Raw genomic sequence first — 15,696 nt, 5'->3', positions numbered from 1 at the left:
TAATGAATCCTATTAAAGCATTTGTAGGTACTTTAAGTACAAGCGACAAGAATATAAAACAAAAAGCTACAACACCATTGTATGACATAAAAATCAATAGTCTCAATGGAAAACCCCTTGACCTTTCTGCATTTAAAGGCAAGAAAATTTTGTTTGTTAATGTCGCTTCAAAATGTGGTTTTACACCACAATATAGAGAATTACAAAAACTCTATGAAACGTATAAGGATCAGCTTATTGTCGTTGGTATACCCTGTAATCAATTTGGATCGCAAGAGCCTGGTGGGCCGAACGAAATACAAGAATTCTGTGAAATGAATTATGGAGTTTCATTCCCAATCACGGAAAAAATAAATGTAAAAGGTGCAGAACAGCATCCATTATATCAATGGTTAACCAACAAACGACTTAATGGAAAACAAAATTCAACCGTAAAATGGAATTTTCAGAAATACCTGATTGATGAAAATGGTGAATTTATAGACTTTTTCTATTCCATTACCAAACCAATGAATTCGCGAATTACCAAATTTTTAAATTAAGTTGCTATGTTTGGATTATTTAAAAAAGTTTCTGAAAAAGAAAAGTTGCAAAAGGAATATGAAAAACTGATGGCAGACTGGCATAAATTATCCAATACCAATAGAGCTGCTAGTGACGAAAAGTATGCTCAGGCTCAAAAAATATTAGAAAAAATAGAAGCACTTGATTAAGCAAAATCTTACTAGGACGGTATATTTTATTATTTTTTTAGCGATCAACTTCGGAGGTTTAGCTTTGGGCAGCTGGCTAATGGATAATGGTCCTAATACGGCATGGTACCAAAACCTGAATAAAGCACCTTGGACACCACCCGGATGGGTATTTGGGGTCGCTTGGACATTTATAATGTTGTGCTTTTCTTGGTATCTAGCGGAACTATTTAAAGATAGAAATTCCAGATTTCTTTGGTCTATTTATAGCCTACAAGTTATCCTAAATGTAGGGTGGAATTGGATATTCTTCAATCAGCATATGGTAACAGTAGGATTAGCAGTTATAAGCCTACTCTTAATTGTTATATTCTATTTTTTCATTACGTTTAGAAGTGATCGTTTAAAATACGCCAAATATTTGCTGTTACCTTATCTCCTATGGTTGTGTATTGCAACCTCATTAAATGCTTATATAGTTTTGAACAATTGATTTTTATTAATTATCATAAATGAAAATATATACTCTACACAAAAAACAAAACCTTCCTATCTCTATTGATGAAGCATGGGAATTTCTATCTAGTCCTAAAAATTTAAAAACTATCACACCCGATTATATGGGCTTTCATATACTGTCAGGTGCAGATCGACCAATGTTTCCTGGTCAAATTATTCAGTACATTGTAACACCGGTATTAGGTATAAAAACCAAATGGGTAACGGAAATTACCCATGTTAAGGATAAAGAATATTTTGTAGATGAACAGCGCTTTGGCCCTTACGCTCTATGGCATCACAAACATTTTATAAAACCAATTGAAGGTGGTGTAGAAATGGAGGATATTGTAGATTATAAATTACCTATGGGGATTTTGGGTCAAATGGTGCATCCATTTTTAGTAAAACCCAAACTTGAAGAAATTTTTAATTATAGAACAAAGAAGTTAGAAGCACTTTTCGGAACATACTAATATGAGTAAGACTGTAAATATTTTTTGGTTTCGTAGAGATTTAAGGTTAGATGACAATATTGGGTTTTATGAGGCATTACATGGCGACCTACCCGTACTACCAATTTTTATTTTTGATTCTGAAATACTCAACAAATTACCTAAGAATGATGCTCGTGTCACCTTCATTCACGAAACATTACAAAAGATAAGGCAAGAACTACAAGAGCACCATAATAGTAGTATTGCCATCTACCACGGAAAACCAATTGAAATATATAAACAACTCGTTAAAGACTTTGATATTGATACTGTCTACACTAATCATGATTATGAACCCTACGCTAAAATGCGTGATGGTGAAATACAAGCATTTTTAAAAGACCAAAACATAACATTTAAGACCTTCAAAGATCAAGTGATTTTTGAAAAAGACGAAGTCGTCAAAAAAGATGGCGATCCCTATGTTGTTTATACCCCTTACATGCGTACTTGGAAAGAAAAATTTAAGTCTATTGATTTAAAAATTTATTATACCAATTCATTTTTGAACAACCTTGTTGAACATACGCGTTTACCAAACCTAAGTTTATCAGAAATTGGTTTTGAAAAATCAAGTCAGAATATTGCACCCTATGAGGTAACACCAACTTTAATTCAACAATACGAGGACACCAGGAATTTTCCTGCAAAAGATGGCACATCGCGATTGGGACCTCATCTTCGCTTTGGTACAGTAAGTATTAGAAAAATGGTGAAAAAGGCTATTAATGAAGCCAATGAAACCTTTTGGCAAGAACTCATCTGGCGCGAATTTTTTATGCAAATACTTTGGCATTTTCCGCAAACGGTAGACAAAGCCTTTAAGTCTAAATACGATAGAATTGAATGGAGAAACAATGAAGAGGAATTTAAAAGATGGTGCGACGGAAATACCGGTTATCCCTTAGTGGATGCGGGTATGCGAGAACTCAATGAAACCGGTTTTATGCATAATAGAGTGAGAATGCTCGTAGGTAGTTTTCTTTGCAAACATCTTTTAATCGACTGGCGATGGGGAGAAGCCTACTTTGCCGAAAAATTACATGATTACGAAATGGCCAGTAATGTAGGTAATTGGCAATGGGTTGCTGGCTCAGGCGTTGATGCTGCACCGTATTTTAGAATATTTAATCCTACTTCTCAAATTAAGAAATTTGACAAAGAGCACCACTATATTAAAAAGTGGGTACCAGAATATCAAGAGCTTACTTATCCAAAACCTATGGTTGATCATAAAAAAGCGAGGGAGCGCTGTTTGGCAACTTACAAAGCCGCTTTAAATTAATTTATTTTTTATACAATAAATTGAAAATCTAAACGTTACAAGGAATAAGACAGATATGTCTTAATAAAAATAACCATTTCAATAAACAATTTTAAAAGTCCTAAATGACACATTTGGGACTTTTGTTTTATGTTTAATTTCCTGGTAGGCGTTCAATGTTAGCACCTATAGCCCGAAGCCTTTCATCAATATTTTCATAACCTCTATCAATTTGTTCAATGTTATGTATAATAGAAGTTCCTTTAGCTGATAAGGCCGCAATGAGTAATGAAATACCAGCTCTAATATCTGGTGATGTCATAGTAGTTGCCTTCAGTTGTGATTTAAAGTCATGACCAATAACAGTAGCGCGATGTGGATCGCAAAGAATAATCTTGGCTCCCATATCTATTAACTTATCTACAAAGAACAAGCGACTTTCAAACATCTTTTGATGAATTAAAACTTCACCTCTGGCTTGTGTTGCAATTACCAAGACGATGCTTAACAAATCTGGTGTAAACCCAGGCCAAGGAGCATCTGAAATAGTAAGTATGGACCCATCAATATAATTTTGAATTTGGTAACCGTCCTTATGGGCCGGAATATGGATATCATCACCTTGTTGCTCAACGGTAATACCTAATTTTCTGAACACATTTGGGATTTGCCCTAAATCGTCCCAACTAACATCTTTAATAGTCAATTCGCTTTTAGTCATGGCTGCCAAACCTATCCAACTACCAATTTCAATCATATCAGGTAGCATTTTATGCTCGGTCCCACCTAAACTATCCACACCATCAATGACAAGCATATTAGAGCCAATACCCGAAATTTTAGCTCCCATCCTATTCAGCATTTTACACAACTGCTGTAAATAGGGTTCACAAGCAGCATTGTAAATCGTGGTTTGACCTTTAGCCAAAACCGCTGCCATGACAATATTAGCAGTACCTGTTACCGAAGCTTCATCTAAAAGCATATAAGTGCCTTTAAGTTCTTCAGCTTCAACACCATAAAAATAATCTTCTCTGTTATATCTAAATTTAGCACCAAGATTTATAAATCCTTCAAAATGGGTGTCCAATCGTCGACGACCAATTTTATCACCACCTGGTTTTGGGATGTATCCTTTACCGAAACGTCCTAAAAGTGGACCCACTATCATAATTGAACCTCTCAAACCTCTTCCATCTTCCTTAAACTCTGCAGATTCTAAATATTTGAGATTAAGCTCATCCGCTTTGAAACTGTAGGAACCCTTTCCCAATTTTTTAACTTTGACTCCAAGCTTTTTTAATAAGGCGATAAGTTTGTTAACATCAATGATGTCTGGGATATTATTTATGATGACCGTCTCTGGCGTAAGTAAGACAGCACAAAGAATTTGTAAGGCTTCGTTTTTCGCACCTTGAGGTTTAATAGAGCCCTTTAACTGATGGCCCCCTTCAATTTTAAATGTGCCCATTCGTTATTAGTAACGTTTACGATTGTTAGAATATTTTTTCTTTGATTTTTTACCACCTTTATTACTGTACTTGGATTTGGTACGCATTAAGCTCGAGGAGTCACTTAAATCCTCTTCACTATTCTTTAGATTAATTTTTCCATTGGATAACTCGTAGAGGTGATCGAAGATAACATTGTCTTCAACACTATCTTTATTCCAATTAAGGTAACTCTTTTTCATATGGTTAGCTATGGTATAAATCAAAGCCTCTTTCATCTTACCTTCTTCCCATGTTGTCGCCACATCAATCATTGTTTTTATGTTATTGCCATAAAAACGGTATTTTGGATGATTTTGTGGATATTTTAATGGGTCTGGCCTAGAGGACAATTCTTCTCTAGATGGTTTTGGATAAGGTGAATCAGCATCGAGTTCAAAATCAGACATTATAAAAAGCTGATCCCATAATTTATGCTGAAAATCTGGCACATCTCTTAAATGGGGCTGCAAGTTACCCATAACCGATATTATGGCTTTAGCTAACTTATTTCTTTCTTCTTTTGTTTCGCGTGTCTTAGCATAGTTTATCATTTTTTGCAAATGACGCCCGTACTCAGGAATAATTAAATGCTCGCGTTCTGTGTTGTATTCTAAATTGTCAATCAAAATATAAAATGTGTAGTAAATTATTCAAAACCTGAAGTTTCTAGGTTTTGTCGCAAAGTACAAAAAAATAGCTAGCCTACAGGAAAATTTAGAGGGAAATTACACCTTCTACTTTCTCACCTACTTCCTTATATTTTAAGATTACTTCATCAGGATTTTTCATTCTAACGTTAACAGACACACTGGTATATTTACCATTTTTAGATGGTCTTGTATTGATAACAGCGCCTAAATGATTAAACAAAGCCTTGATTTCTTCAATTTTTGAGGTTTCAGAAATAACAATAAACTTATACAAATATTCTGTTGGCCAAAGTGCCGTATCTTGAAGTTGTGACTTCAGTTTTATGTAAAACTCTTCCGATTTTTTGTTTTTATCCATCATCATTATTTATCAATGCAAAGATACATCTTACTTTACATTTTTGGTTTTAATTTTTTATCACGAATTTTACTGCAAAAATACTGCCAATTTGAATCCTAAGAAAATTGTTATCACTGGTGGACCAGGCACAGGAAAATCTTCAGTCATTAATCACTTAAAAACACGCGGATTTTTGTGTTATGACGAAATTTCTAGACAAATTACCTTACAGGCGAGAAAAGATGGCATAGAGCAGCTCTTCTTGACTAATTCCTTACTCTTTAGTGAAAAACTTTTAGAGGGTAGATTAAAGCAATATCACGACACCTCAAATGAAAGTTCAAGCACTGTTTTTTTAGATAGGGGAATACCAGACATATTGGCGTATCTGGATTATATAGGTGACAAATATCCAGAGTATTTTGATAATGCTTCTCAAAATAATCGGTATGATTATGTATTCATATTAGCTCCTTGGCAAGAAATTTTTACTAGTGATAGCGAACGCTATGAAAACTTTGAGCAAGCTATAGAAATCCATCACCACTTACTGAAAACCTACATGCGATTTGGTTACCAATTAATTGATGTTCCCTTTGAAACTATAGAAAAGCGAACGGATTTTATTTTAGAGGTCTTAAATTTGTAGTAATGCATCCTATTGAAGTTTTAGAACGTTACTGGAATTACACATCATTTAGACCCTTACAGGAAGATATCATTCATTCCGTATTGGATAATGAAGATACCTTTGCATTATTACCAACTGGGGGTGGCAAATCGATTTGTTTTCAGATCCCTGCTCTAATGAAAGAAGGTATTTGCATTGTGGTTTCACCACTTATTGCACTAATGAAAGACCAAGTTAATACCCTTAAACAAAAAGGCATTAAAGCCATTGCCTTAACCTCCGGCATGTCTTATGGTGAATTGGATACACAATTGGATAATTGTATATATGGTAATTATAAATTCCTATACCTCTCACCTGAGCGTTTACAACAGCCTATAGTCCAGGACCGCATTCAGCAAATGCGCGTCAATTTAATCGCAGTAGACGAAGCGCACTGTATTAGCCAATGGGGAAACGACTTCAGACCGGCTTATAATAATATTTCTACGTTAAGACAAATTCATCCTCAGGTAAATTGTATTGCTTTAACCGCCTCTGCAAAGTATTCGATTATTGACGACATCATAAAAAACTTAGATTTTGTGTCACCAAAAATCTACAAAGCTTCATTTACTAGAGAAAATATAGCCTATCAGGTGATTCCAACGGAAGATAAACTATTTCAGCTAAAACACATTTTAACGACCAATAAAGGAAGTTCTATTATATATGTTAGGAACAGAAGAGCTACTAAGGACATTAACGACTACTTAGAAGCAAAGGGATTTTCTTGTACCTTTTATCATGGAGGCATTACCAACAAAGAAAAAAACGATCGTTTACAGCTATGGCTAAGCGAACAAAAGCTTATTATGGTTGCCACTACAGCTTTTGGTATGGGTATTGATAAAGCTAATGTGAAAAATATTATACATTTCAATTTACCCGAAAGTCTAGAGAGTTATTATCAAGAAGCTGGAAGAGCTGGCCGAGATGGACAATTGGCCAATGCAATAATCTTAAAACAGAACATAGACGAGGAACGGTTAAAAAATCAATTTCTGCATACGTTACCTTCCTCAGATTATGTTAAGTATATCTATAAAAAATTATGCAATTATTTTCAGATAGCTTATGGAGAAGGCGAGAACAATACCTATCAGCTAGATTTCAAAACATTTTGCACCACCTACAACCTTAATCCTAGTATTACGTATAATACCCTTGCACTCTTAGACCGAAACTCAATAATTGTATTAAACCGTCATTTTAATTTTAGGACTAAAATTCAATTTTTAATTTCGAACAACTCCCTTTTTCAATATTTAGAAAGACATTTAGAATTAAATACCTTAGTTAAGGTTTTGCTTCGTACTTATGGAGGGATATTTGACTATGAAACCAAAATAAACCTAAATCTTGTTATTGATAAAGCTGGCCTACCGGAACAAAAAGTTATCGATCAACTCAAAAGGCTAGAAAAAGATGAAGTTATAAGCTTTGAGATGGCAAATACAGACTCTGAAATTACTTTCTTAAAGCCGCGTGAAGATGACATTACAATAAACCCAATAGTGAAGATTATTGAACAACAACAAGATTTAAGACACCAACAAGTTGAAGCGGTCATTGATTACGTCAATAACAATCTTATCTGTAAAAACAGACAATTAATAACATATTTTGGTGAAAAATCTGAGGTAGATTGTGGTATATGTTCGGTATGTATTCAAAATACAACCCATACAAAAACTGACTCAAACACCCTTGCAAATCAAATAATCGTAGCTTTGAAACAAGAAGATCTATCATCACGTCAATTATTACATACTCTTAATTGTACAGAGAATCAATTAATAGAATCTCTAAAAGCCCTTATTGAAACTAAAAGAATTAAAATTACGGACTCAAACACTTATACCTTACAATGACTATAAACCGCGATTTACGAATTGTCTTTATGGGAACACCAGATTTTGCCGTTGCCGCTTTAAAGGCCTTATTAGATAATGATTACAATGTTGTTGGCGTTATAACCGCACCTGATCGCAAAGCTGGTCGTGGTCAAAAATTAAAACCCTCTGCTGTAAAGGAATTTGCCCTAAAACACAATTTAAATATCCTACAGCCAACAAACCTTAAGGCAGAATCATTCATTGAAGAGCTCAGAGCTTTAAATGCCAACTTACAAATTGTTGTTGCTTTTAGAATGTTGCCAAAGGTGGTCTGGAGTATGCCTGAATTCGGAACCTTTAACCTTCACGCTTCCCTTTTACCTCAATATAGAGGTGCTGCACCCATTCATTGGGCCATAATAAATGGTGAAAACAAAACTGGTGCCACTACCTTCTTTATCGATGAAAAAATAGATACTGGAGCCATAATTCTAAGTGAGACAACCGAAATTAATGAGGACACTACTGTAGGTGAATTACACGACAAATTAATGGCAATAGGAAGTGAACTTGTAGTTAAAACTGTTAGGCAGATTGAAAAGGACGAAGTAACTACTTTGATTCAACCTCAATCAGATGACCTAAAAACAGCCTATAAACTTAATCGAGATAACTGCAAAATAGACTGGACAGCAAACATAGAGACTATTTATAATAAGATAAGAGGCCTAAATCCTTTCCCTACGGCTTGGTGCTATTTAGATAATGCTGAAGAAGACTTGCTATCCGTTAAAATTTATGGTGTAGAAAAAGTTTATGAAACCCATGATTTGGATGCCGGATTAATTTTTTCTACAAAAACAGAATTAAGGGTCTCATGCAAAGGAGGTTACATAAAAGTGAATGAAATGCAGTTGCCAGGGAAGCGAAAAATGGATGTAAAATCACTTTTAAATGGTTATGAATTTTCAAAAAATGCTAAACTTCTGTAAACCCTTGTCATCACTGACATAGTGAAAAATCCGATAAAATGCAGTCCTTTATTAACAAATAGGGTGACTTATTAACAAAATCGCCGATTTCCCTTGCTATTACTTGCGTAGCTTAATATTACTGATAAATTTGTATACGGATTTTTAGAAATCACTTTTAAAAACCGAATATTTAACAATTTAAATTTAAAATTTATGAACAAAACAGATTTAATCAATGGTATGGCAGAGAATGCTGGAATTACTAAGGCAGCTGCAAAAAAAGCATTAGATTCTATGTTAATTGACATCGAAGGTGCTTTACAAAAAGGAAATAGAGTTTCTTTAGTTGGATTTGGATCTTGGTCAGTTTCTAGAAGAGCTGCTAGAGATGGAAGAAATCCTCAAACTGGTAAGACTATCAAGATTAAAGCTAAAAATGTAGTGAAGTTTAAGGCAGGTTCTGACTTAAGCAACGCTGTAAACTAAGTCATTTTTTCTTAAAAATATGAAGCCTGCTCAATGAGCAGGCTTTTTTTTACCTTAATTTTAAAGGGTTTGTGTTGTTTTAATCACAAAAATGAATTAGATTTAATCAACCCAAAAAGAAATTTAAGATGAGTAAACCAGAAAAAGGCAGTTTATTAATTGCAGAACCATCCATTATTGGTGACCTATCTTTTAACCGCGCAGTGATTCTTTTGGCAGATCATAATGCCTTAGGCTCTGTTGGGTTTATTCTTAACAAACCCCTAGAATATCACCTCAAAGACATTGTAGAAGGAACAGATTCTAACTTTAAAGTGTACAATGGTGGACCTGTAGAACAAGACAATCTGTATTTTATTCATAAATCACCAGAGTTAATACCAAACAGTATCGAAATATCTAATGGTATTTATTGGGGCGGAGATTTTAACGTAGTGTTAGATTTAATAAATCTAAAAAAAATAACCAAGAATGACATAAGGTTCTTTTTAGGTTACTCTGGTTGGGCCGAGGAACAATTGCACCATGAGTTAGAATCCAATGCATGGTTGGTTACGGATAACGTCTATGATAACAAAATCATAGCAAAGTCTTGCCAATCCTTTTGGAGAGAGAAAATGTTAGAACTTGGTGGTGAATATAGTATTTGGTCTAACGCACCTGAAAACCCTAGCTATAATTAAGATTCTAACCGTATCTTAGTATTAAGCTTATCTGTTATTTTTTTTGCGAATTCCCATCCATACGTTTTTTTACGGTATTTCGTTATTGGAACTATACCTTGAATAACATTGGTAATAAACAGTTCATCTGCTTTTTGTAGTTCAAATGGACTTATAGAGGCTTCCTCAATATAAAGATTCACATCCTTCGACATTATTTCTAACAGTTGTTTACGCATTACGCCTTTTAGACAGCCATCTTCAAGAGGCGGTGTTTTGACTTTGTCCCCTTTTACCAAAAACAAGTTACCATTTAATGCCTCAACTACAGCTTTATTTGTGTTTAAAATCAAACAATTACCTAAGTCATTCTCCTTAGCATAAATACTACCAATAATTTGTATAGCCTTATTATTGGACTTTAAACCTGAAAGCAGACCTGGTGCTATAAAAAAGTCTTTATACAAATCTACTTCATTAGATTGGTCATCTTTAATGGAATAAAATGGCTCTTCAAAAGCTTCAGCTATAATATTAAACGAAATACTTGAAGTTGGTGCTGGTAAATATTTACCTCCTTCACCTCTATCAATATTAAGTCTTACTCTAGCTGTATTATTTAATAACCCGTTTGCCTCAACTGTTTTTAAGATTTGAGCCTCTAAAAACTCCATAGTAAAATCCATTGGAATATCCATTCTCATAATGCGCATGGATGCCATAAGCCTGAAATAGTGATCTTCCCAAAAAAAGATTTTGCCATTTACTACTTTTAATGTTTCAAAAAGTGCATCACCATATCTATAGCCTCTGTTTTCTGATGTCAAAAAAGTATCAGATGGTTCAATTAGATTACCGTTAAAATTTACCATAAAAAAAGTCCCGATTTAGATTCAATTAAATCGAGACAAAGATATAATAGTTGAGTTAGTTACGGGTTACCTCGAGCCTAAAACTTGTTTTAGACTGGATATCTGATTATCCCAAAGCATTTTGCCTTCATCAATCTCATCTTCTTCTGCAAAATCAGTGATCATTAGAGATACGTCTTTAGTGATTTCATCAACTTGAATTCTAATTTCAAAATAATAGCTCGCGCCATCTTCTTCATCGCTCAACCAACGGAATTTTACGCGTTCACCACTCTTTTTCGTTAATAGCTTGGCCTGTTCTTCAGAGCCATCCCATATAAAGGTAAAAAGTTCTCCACGGGAATTAACGTTATCAGCAAACCACTCAGATAAACCAGAAGGGGTTGAAATATATTGGTAAATTAAAGAAGGAGATGCCTGAATGACAAACTCCATTTCATACTTTTCTTTATCGTCCATAGAAGCAATTAATTATTTGCTCAATATATGCAATTATGACTCAATTCAAAACTTTAGTTTAAAATTATTTTTTTAGAAACTTATGTTTGTTGTCGAAGAATTTGTTTTTATATTTGCAACCGCAAAAATGGCGAGGTAGCTCAGTTGGTTAGAGCGTCGGATTCATAACCCGGAGGTCTCGAGTTCAAATCTCGATCTCGCTACAAAACATAAAACACAGCATTTATACGGTTTAGGCTTTCCCTAAACCGTTTTTTTATGTTTTCAGTTCAAGAAGTTCTTATTTTTATTCGAAAGTGAATACGATAACGCATACGATTTGTCAGAACGACGTCGTTTTCTGAACCTAAAATTCATACTGCAAAAGGTGACTTCATTCTGGATGCAACCAATAAGTGACACTACATTCACGGTTTTATGCCCTAATTGAATCTTTTTAAAGGACGTTCTTGCGAGGCTTATACGCAGGTAAGCGCCAGGCAGGTTTTAAGGAATGTATTGAGACTTACAAGCATTAAAAAATAGGTGATATTGCACACCCTGCGTCATAGTTTTGCAACTCACTTACTGGAAAGCATAAGCGATATTAGGTATATACAGGAGCTATTGGGGCACAACTCAACAAAAACTACAGAGAATTACACACATGTTGCAATAAATAATTTTAATTCTATAAAAACCCTCTAGATTTGTAGGAATAATATGTAAATTTAGGGAAGAAACATAATGGATATAAAAACAATGTTTTTATTCCTACGTTGTGCTTCATTATCAGAAACCGCTAACCAATGATTAAATTCTTTAGAAAAATTCGGCAAAACTTACTTATGGAAAATAAAATTGGAAAGTATTTTAAATATGCCATTGGAGAAATTGTTCTTGTGGTCATAGGTATTTTAATTGCATTATCTATTAATAATTGGAACGAGGAAAAAAAGGAAAAAAAAGAATTAAATCAATATTTATCAAGTCTAAAAGAAAATATAAAAGAAGATATTCAAGTATTAGATTCTCTCATTAAAAGAAGAGAACTTATAATAAATCGCAGTAAAAAAGAACAGCTTAATTTTTTAAATAAGACGTTTAATTTTGATGATACACGATGGGCATTATCTTCTTATGTAGACTTTTATCTTCAACCCAACACCAGTGCATATGATGCTTTAAAAAATTCACCATATCTAGGCAAAATAAATGGTACTAATCTAAACAATTTAATTATCGACTATTATGCTAAAACGTACCAAATAAAAGAAGCAGAAAAAAGTTATAATGAATTTTTAGAAAATTTAGAGGCAAAACAGGCATATGACATAGATAGAACATTAGTAATGGCATATATTTGGATGGACCCTGAACAATTAAAAAGCACAAAAACGACTCAGGAAGAAATTGAAAATGTATTTAAAAAGATGCATCATTCTGTGGCATTTAGAAATATTGTAAGTCAAGCTGTAAATCAGGAAAAGGGCATTTTAGTACCCTATAAAGAAGCTAAGTTAATTGGATTGAATATAATTTCCGAAATAGATAAAATTGCAGAAGCTAAATAAAAGTCTTTATTAAAATTGATTAAAAAAATAACGAAAGCACAACACCGTGTATAATTAATTGCTAGGTCACTGCCGACTTACGAAAATTCTGCTGGAATTTTCTATCTGTGATTTGTTTGCTAAATTAGGTACTTAAACACGCCACTAATCATACACAAACCGTTGTAAGTAATTTGACCAAACCAAGAAAAATAGAACTAAATTTAGGAAATCCGAAAAATGGATGGCTTCCGATTGAATTAAAATCAGCGGAATTTGAATTGGAATTTATGGCTTCTAATATTCCTGAAAATCCGACTGACAAACTTTGTGAATCTCTGATTTTAGCAATAAACGGACTTGAAACGGAAATATGCTGGAATTTAGAACCTGAATGTTATTTCATTGAACTAAAACCAAACGGAAAAGGAATTGACATTTTCATCTCAAAAAGTGGCGAAAAAACAAAAAAACGAAACCTGATTTATGAACTGAATGGAAATTTTGAGACTTTGATTTTACCAATGTATCGGAGTTTAAAAAAGTTCAGTACGTTGGAATTTGACAAAACTGATTGGGAAAAAATTAACCAAATAAAACTGGGTAAGTTAACGGAATTAGTAACGGAAAGAAAAAAGTATGCCTATTGATGGAACATATGGTAGATTAAGCGCACACAACCAAAGATTTAAAGAGCTACGCCGAAAAAAAATAGAGCGCAGAGAAAATAAAATTTGGCGGAATAGTTTAAGTAGTACTCAAAGAGGCGAAAGCGGAATTGAAAACAATTTTGAAACAATTGACCCTAAAAAATTAGAAGCAATAAAAATTGAAATACGAAAAAAAGCTAAAGCTCAATTGCGGCATGAATTATATTTATATTTACTGTCAATTATCGTGACTTGTGGTTTAATTTACTTTTTGTTCTTTTATTAATGGGATTAAAAAACTACTTACAACAACGTGTATAGCCAATTGCTTGGTCTTAGTGTGCTCGAAAAATCCTTCGGATTTTCTTCTGGTTGGTTTTTGTTCACTAACTTAATCCTTGTCAACCCAACTAACCATACACAATTAGGATATGTGCAATCTAAATAATCAAAAAAATGACTAAACAAACGGACGAATTAGATGATTACTTAGCACCACATTACATTAATCGTAGTAATTGGTTAAGAGCAGCAGTTCTGGGAGCAAATGATGGAATTTTGTCTACTGCTAGTATTGCGATTGGTGTTGCCGCGGCAAGTGATTTACGAGAACCTGTAATTTTGGCCACTCTAGCTGGTTTAGTTGCTGGTGCTCTATCCATGGCTGCTGGAGAATATGTTTCTGTAAGTTCGCAAACAGATATTGAAAAAGCCGATATCCAACGTGAAATGGATGAACTGAATGAAATGCCTGAAATTGAATTACAAAGACTAGCGGAAATTTATGAGAAAAGAGGGCTAAAAAAAGAGACTGCCAAGATAGTTGCCAGGGAACTTACGGAACACGATGCATTAGGTGCTCATGTTAGAGACGAATTAGGTATAAATGAAATTAGTCAAGCAAAACCAATTCAAGCTGCTTTAGCATCTGGCGCGGCATTTACAGTTGGTGGATTACTTCCTTTTTTAGTGACACTTTTCATTCCTATAAGGAGTATGGAATATTCACTTTATGGCTTTGCACTTGTTTTTCTAATAATTTTAGGTGCTCTAGCCGCCCGAGCAGGAGGCTCTAGTGTTGGTAAAGCAATTCTTAGAATTACGTTCTGGGGAACTGTGGCAATGGGACTGACAGCATTGGTTGGGTATTTGTTCAATGTAAATGTTGGATAAAAAATGCAAACAACATTTGCTATAGTTCATTGCTTCTGACTTTCCTCGCGGAAAGTCCTTGCAAATTTGCTATCTTCGGTTTACGGCGGAAAATCCAAGCGGATTTTCAACGCAACGAAATCACAGCCGAACCGTTGGCAATAATTATGAATAACCTGAAAATTTAAAAATATGAGAAGTTCAATAATTATTTTTTTCGTCCTAACCCTTATTTCTTGCAACGATAAGTACAATAGAGGGGAAGCAGAATCGTCAAATACCAATACTATTGATATTGAAGCCGAATTGGCTTCAATAGAAAAAACTCGTCAGACATTTATGAAAGCTGTTAAGCAAGGTGATGGTGAAACCATAGGAAAAATGGTAACAAAAGATGTTAAGACTATTTCACCTGGTAGCAGTGATTGGATTGAAATGTATAAAACGAGTAAAAATCAAGGTCCGTTTCCTTACGACAGTATTATTATGTTCCCAAAAGAGACAATAATTGCATCAGACAGTATGGCTTATGACTTTGGCGTTAGTCATGTATATTATACTAATGGTGAAGGAATTGTTGTTGAACTTAAAGATAACTTTTTGGCTATATTAAAAAAAGGTAAGGATGGCATTTGGAGACTTCACCGAGAGGTTGCATCATCAAATGTTACTGAATGATATTGATTAAATCAAATAAAAACTATTGCCAACAATGTATAACCGCAATTATGCTGGATTCGACTACATCCGAAGGCACTCGGAATTGCTAACGTCTGTGCTTAACCGAAAAATAAACGCATAAAAACCCGTAACTGACGGTTATACGAGACCGTTGTCTTTAATTATGACCCGTCCTGAATAAAGGCTACATAATTTTAAACATTATGTACAAAAACGACAAAGTCATCAGACGGTATTCAGAACCTTTCAAACTGAAAATTTTAGACGAACTTACAACCGGAAAGCT

Annotated in this window: 21 protein-coding genes and 1 tRNA gene; 17 read left to right on the top strand and 5 right to left on the bottom strand. The window is 34.1% G+C overall.

Annotated features, from left to right (window positions below; genetic code table 11):
• Nucleotides 1–2: 2 nt before the first annotated feature.
• From ACFQ1K_RS07810 to ACFQ1K_RS07790, 5 genes are read left to right on the top strand one after another with little or no spacing between them, the layout of a single operon-like run.
• Nucleotides 3–542: a glutathione peroxidase gene (locus ACFQ1K_RS07810; RefSeq protein WP_320556396.1), complete on the top strand. Its 540-nt coding sequence runs from the start codon at nt 3–5 to the stop codon at nt 540–542.
• A 6-nt stretch (nt 543–548) separates the two neighbouring features.
• A complete protein-coding gene (locus tag ACFQ1K_RS07805) occupies nt 549–713 on the top strand; it encodes a Lacal_2735 family protein (protein ID WP_320556397.1) in 165 nt (54 codons plus the stop codon).
• Nucleotides 706–1,185 (top strand): TspO/MBR family protein, encoded by a 480-nt coding sequence (locus ACFQ1K_RS07800; protein ID WP_320556398.1) that lies wholly within the window; start codon nt 706–708, stop codon nt 1,183–1,185. Before ACFQ1K_RS07805 ends, ACFQ1K_RS07800 begins: the two co-directional genes overlap by 8 nt.
• A gap of 19 nt (nt 1,186–1,204) precedes the next feature.
• A complete protein-coding gene (locus ACFQ1K_RS07795; RefSeq protein WP_320556399.1) occupies nt 1,205–1,666 on the top strand; it encodes an SRPBCC family protein in 462 nt (153 codons plus the stop codon).
• Nucleotide 1,667: 1 nt separating this feature from the next.
• Nucleotides 1,668–2,972, top strand: a complete 1,305-nt coding sequence (locus tag ACFQ1K_RS07790) for a cryptochrome/photolyase family protein (RefSeq protein WP_320556400.1) — start codon at nt 1,668–1,670, stop codon at nt 2,970–2,972.
• A gap of 133 nt (nt 2,973–3,105) precedes the next feature.
• On the opposite strand, the gene murA is transcribed toward ACFQ1K_RS07790, so the two are convergent.
• The 3 genes from murA to ACFQ1K_RS07775 form a co-directional block, all read right to left on the bottom strand.
• Nucleotides 3,106–4,422, bottom strand: a complete 1,317-nt coding sequence (gene murA, locus ACFQ1K_RS07785; RefSeq protein ID WP_320556401.1) for a UDP-N-acetylglucosamine 1-carboxyvinyltransferase — start codon at nt 4,420–4,422, stop codon at nt 3,106–3,108.
• A gap of 6 nt (nt 4,423–4,428) precedes the next feature.
• Complete coding sequence (locus tag ACFQ1K_RS07780) at nt 4,429–5,070, bottom strand: DUF4290 domain-containing protein (protein ID WP_320556402.1); 642 nt, start codon at nt 5,068–5,070, stop codon at nt 4,429–4,431.
• An 88-nt stretch (nt 5,071–5,158) separates the two neighbouring features.
• Nucleotides 5,159–5,452, bottom strand: coding sequence for a DUF493 family protein (locus tag ACFQ1K_RS07775; protein WP_320556414.1), 294 nt, complete (start codon nt 5,450–5,452; stop codon nt 5,159–5,161).
• A gap of 91 nt (nt 5,453–5,543) precedes the next feature.
• On the opposite strand from ACFQ1K_RS07775, the gene ACFQ1K_RS07770 reads away from it, so the two are divergent.
• From ACFQ1K_RS07770 to ACFQ1K_RS07750, 5 genes are all read left to right on the top strand, one after another.
• The gene (locus ACFQ1K_RS07770) at nt 5,544–6,083 is read left to right on the top strand and encodes an ATP-binding protein (protein ID WP_320556403.1); all 540 of its coding nucleotides are present in this window, start codon (nt 5,544–5,546) and stop codon (nt 6,081–6,083) included.
• Nucleotides 6,084–6,085: 2 nt separating this feature from the next.
• On the top strand, nt 6,086–7,978 hold the full coding sequence (locus ACFQ1K_RS07765) for a RecQ family ATP-dependent DNA helicase (RefSeq protein ID WP_320556404.1): 1,893 nt from the start codon (nt 6,086–6,088) through the stop codon (nt 7,976–7,978).
• A complete protein-coding gene (gene fmt, locus ACFQ1K_RS07760; protein WP_320556405.1) occupies nt 7,975–8,934 on the top strand; it encodes a methionyl-tRNA formyltransferase in 960 nt (319 codons plus the stop codon). The genes ACFQ1K_RS07765 and fmt overlap by 4 nt, the downstream gene beginning before the upstream one ends.
• 195 nt (nt 8,935–9,129) lie before the next feature.
• The gene (locus tag ACFQ1K_RS07755) at nt 9,130–9,402 is read left to right on the top strand and encodes an HU family DNA-binding protein (RefSeq protein ID WP_076620986.1); all 273 of its coding nucleotides are present in this window, start codon (nt 9,130–9,132) and stop codon (nt 9,400–9,402) included.
• Nucleotides 9,403–9,530: 128 nt separating this feature from the next.
• Nucleotides 9,531–10,085 carry a YqgE/AlgH family protein gene (locus ACFQ1K_RS07750; protein WP_320556406.1) on the top strand — a complete coding sequence of 185 codons (555 nt, stop codon included), beginning with the start codon at nt 9,531–9,533 and terminating at the stop codon, nt 10,083–10,085.
• Here ACFQ1K_RS07750 and ACFQ1K_RS07745 read toward each other — a convergent pair.
• Together ACFQ1K_RS07745 and ACFQ1K_RS07740 are read right to left on the bottom strand one after the other, a co-directional pair.
• Nucleotides 10,082–10,936: an aminotransferase class IV gene (locus ACFQ1K_RS07745; RefSeq protein ID WP_320556407.1), complete on the bottom strand. Its 855-nt coding sequence runs from the start codon at nt 10,934–10,936 to the stop codon at nt 10,082–10,084. The two genes, ACFQ1K_RS07750 and ACFQ1K_RS07745, sit on opposite strands and share 4 nt — an antisense overlap.
• Before the next feature lie 66 nt (nt 10,937–11,002).
• Nucleotides 11,003–11,395 carry an START-like domain-containing protein gene (locus ACFQ1K_RS07740; RefSeq protein WP_076620980.1) on the bottom strand — a complete coding sequence of 131 codons (393 nt, stop codon included), beginning with the start codon at nt 11,393–11,395 and terminating at the stop codon, nt 11,003–11,005.
• Between the two features lie 129 nt (nt 11,396–11,524).
• Here ACFQ1K_RS07740 and ACFQ1K_RS07735 point away from each other — a divergent pair.
• From ACFQ1K_RS07735 to ACFQ1K_RS07705, 7 genes are all read left to right on the top strand, one after another.
• Nucleotides 11,525–11,598: transfer RNA gene (locus tag ACFQ1K_RS07735), tRNA-Met, on the top strand.
• Between the two features lie 322 nt (nt 11,599–11,920).
• Nucleotides 11,921–12,082 (top strand): tyrosine-type recombinase/integrase, encoded by a 162-nt coding sequence (locus ACFQ1K_RS07730; protein ID WP_320556408.1) that lies wholly within the window; start codon nt 11,921–11,923, stop codon nt 12,080–12,082.
• A 140-nt stretch (nt 12,083–12,222) separates the two neighbouring features.
• Nucleotides 12,223–12,948 (top strand): DUF6090 family protein, encoded by a 726-nt coding sequence (locus tag ACFQ1K_RS07725; protein WP_320556409.1) that lies wholly within the window; start codon nt 12,223–12,225, stop codon nt 12,946–12,948.
• Between the two features lie 173 nt (nt 12,949–13,121).
• Nucleotides 13,122–13,577 carry a hypothetical protein gene (locus ACFQ1K_RS07720; protein ID WP_320556410.1) on the top strand — a complete coding sequence of 152 codons (456 nt, stop codon included), beginning with the start codon at nt 13,122–13,124 and terminating at the stop codon, nt 13,575–13,577.
• Nucleotides 13,567–13,863, top strand: coding sequence for a hypothetical protein (locus ACFQ1K_RS07715; RefSeq protein WP_320556411.1), 297 nt, complete (start codon nt 13,567–13,569; stop codon nt 13,861–13,863). Before ACFQ1K_RS07720 ends, ACFQ1K_RS07715 begins: the two co-directional genes overlap by 11 nt.
• Nucleotides 13,864–14,033: 170 nt before the next feature.
• Nucleotides 14,034–14,750 carry a VIT1/CCC1 transporter family protein gene (locus ACFQ1K_RS07710; RefSeq protein WP_320556412.1) on the top strand — a complete coding sequence of 239 codons (717 nt, stop codon included), beginning with the start codon at nt 14,034–14,036 and terminating at the stop codon, nt 14,748–14,750.
• A gap of 171 nt (nt 14,751–14,921) precedes the next feature.
• Nucleotides 14,922–15,407, top strand: coding sequence for a YybH family protein (locus tag ACFQ1K_RS07705; protein ID WP_320556413.1), 486 nt, complete (start codon nt 14,922–14,924; stop codon nt 15,405–15,407).
• The last annotated feature ends 289 nt before the right edge of the window (nt 15,408–15,696 follow it).

Origin of the sequence: Winogradskyella aquimaris (genome assembly GCF_042676105.1) — a bacterium.
GTDB lineage: Bacteria > Bacteroidota > Bacteroidia > Flavobacteriales > Flavobacteriaceae > Winogradskyella > Winogradskyella aquimaris.
This window is presented reverse-complemented; position numbering and strand designations above follow the sequence as displayed.

Coding starts and splice junctions, on each gene's coding strand:
- ACFQ1K_RS07810 (WP_320556396.1), top strand. CDS start 3: ATGAATCCTATTAAAGCATTTGTAGGTACTTTAAGTACAAGCGACAAG.
- ACFQ1K_RS07805 (WP_320556397.1), top strand. CDS start 549: ATGTTTGGATTATTTAAAAAAGTTTCTGAAAAAGAAAAGTTGCAAAAG.
- ACFQ1K_RS07795 (WP_320556399.1), top strand. CDS start 1,205: ATGAAAATATATACTCTACACAAAAAACAAAACCTTCCTATCTCTATT.
- ACFQ1K_RS07790 (WP_320556400.1), top strand. CDS start 1,668: ATGAGTAAGACTGTAAATATTTTTTGGTTTCGTAGAGATTTAAGGTTA.
- murA (WP_320556401.1), bottom strand. CDS start 4,422: ATGGGCACATTTAAAATTGAAGGGGGCCATCAGTTAAAGGGCTCTATT.
- ACFQ1K_RS07775 (WP_320556414.1), bottom strand. CDS start 5,452: ATGGATAAAAACAAAAAATCGGAAGAGTTTTACATAAAACTGAAGTCA.
- ACFQ1K_RS07765 (WP_320556404.1), top strand. CDS start 6,086: ATGCATCCTATTGAAGTTTTAGAACGTTACTGGAATTACACATCATTT.
- fmt (WP_320556405.1), top strand. CDS start 7,975: ATGACTATAAACCGCGATTTACGAATTGTCTTTATGGGAACACCAGAT.
- ACFQ1K_RS07755 (WP_076620986.1), top strand. CDS start 9,130: ATGAACAAAACAGATTTAATCAATGGTATGGCAGAGAATGCTGGAATT.
- ACFQ1K_RS07750 (WP_320556406.1), top strand. CDS start 9,531: ATGAGTAAACCAGAAAAAGGCAGTTTATTAATTGCAGAACCATCCATT.
- ACFQ1K_RS07745 (WP_320556407.1), bottom strand. CDS start 10,936: ATGGTAAATTTTAACGGTAATCTAATTGAACCATCTGATACTTTTTTG.
- ACFQ1K_RS07740 (WP_076620980.1), bottom strand. CDS start 11,395: ATGGACGATAAAGAAAAGTATGAAATGGAGTTTGTCATTCAGGCATCT.
- ACFQ1K_RS07725 (WP_320556409.1), top strand. CDS start 12,223: ATGGAAAATAAAATTGGAAAGTATTTTAAATATGCCATTGGAGAAATT.
- ACFQ1K_RS07715 (WP_320556411.1), top strand. CDS start 13,567: ATGCCTATTGATGGAACATATGGTAGATTAAGCGCACACAACCAAAGA.
- ACFQ1K_RS07710 (WP_320556412.1), top strand. CDS start 14,034: ATGACTAAACAAACGGACGAATTAGATGATTACTTAGCACCACATTAC.
- ACFQ1K_RS07705 (WP_320556413.1), top strand. CDS start 14,922: ATGAGAAGTTCAATAATTATTTTTTTCGTCCTAACCCTTATTTCTTGC.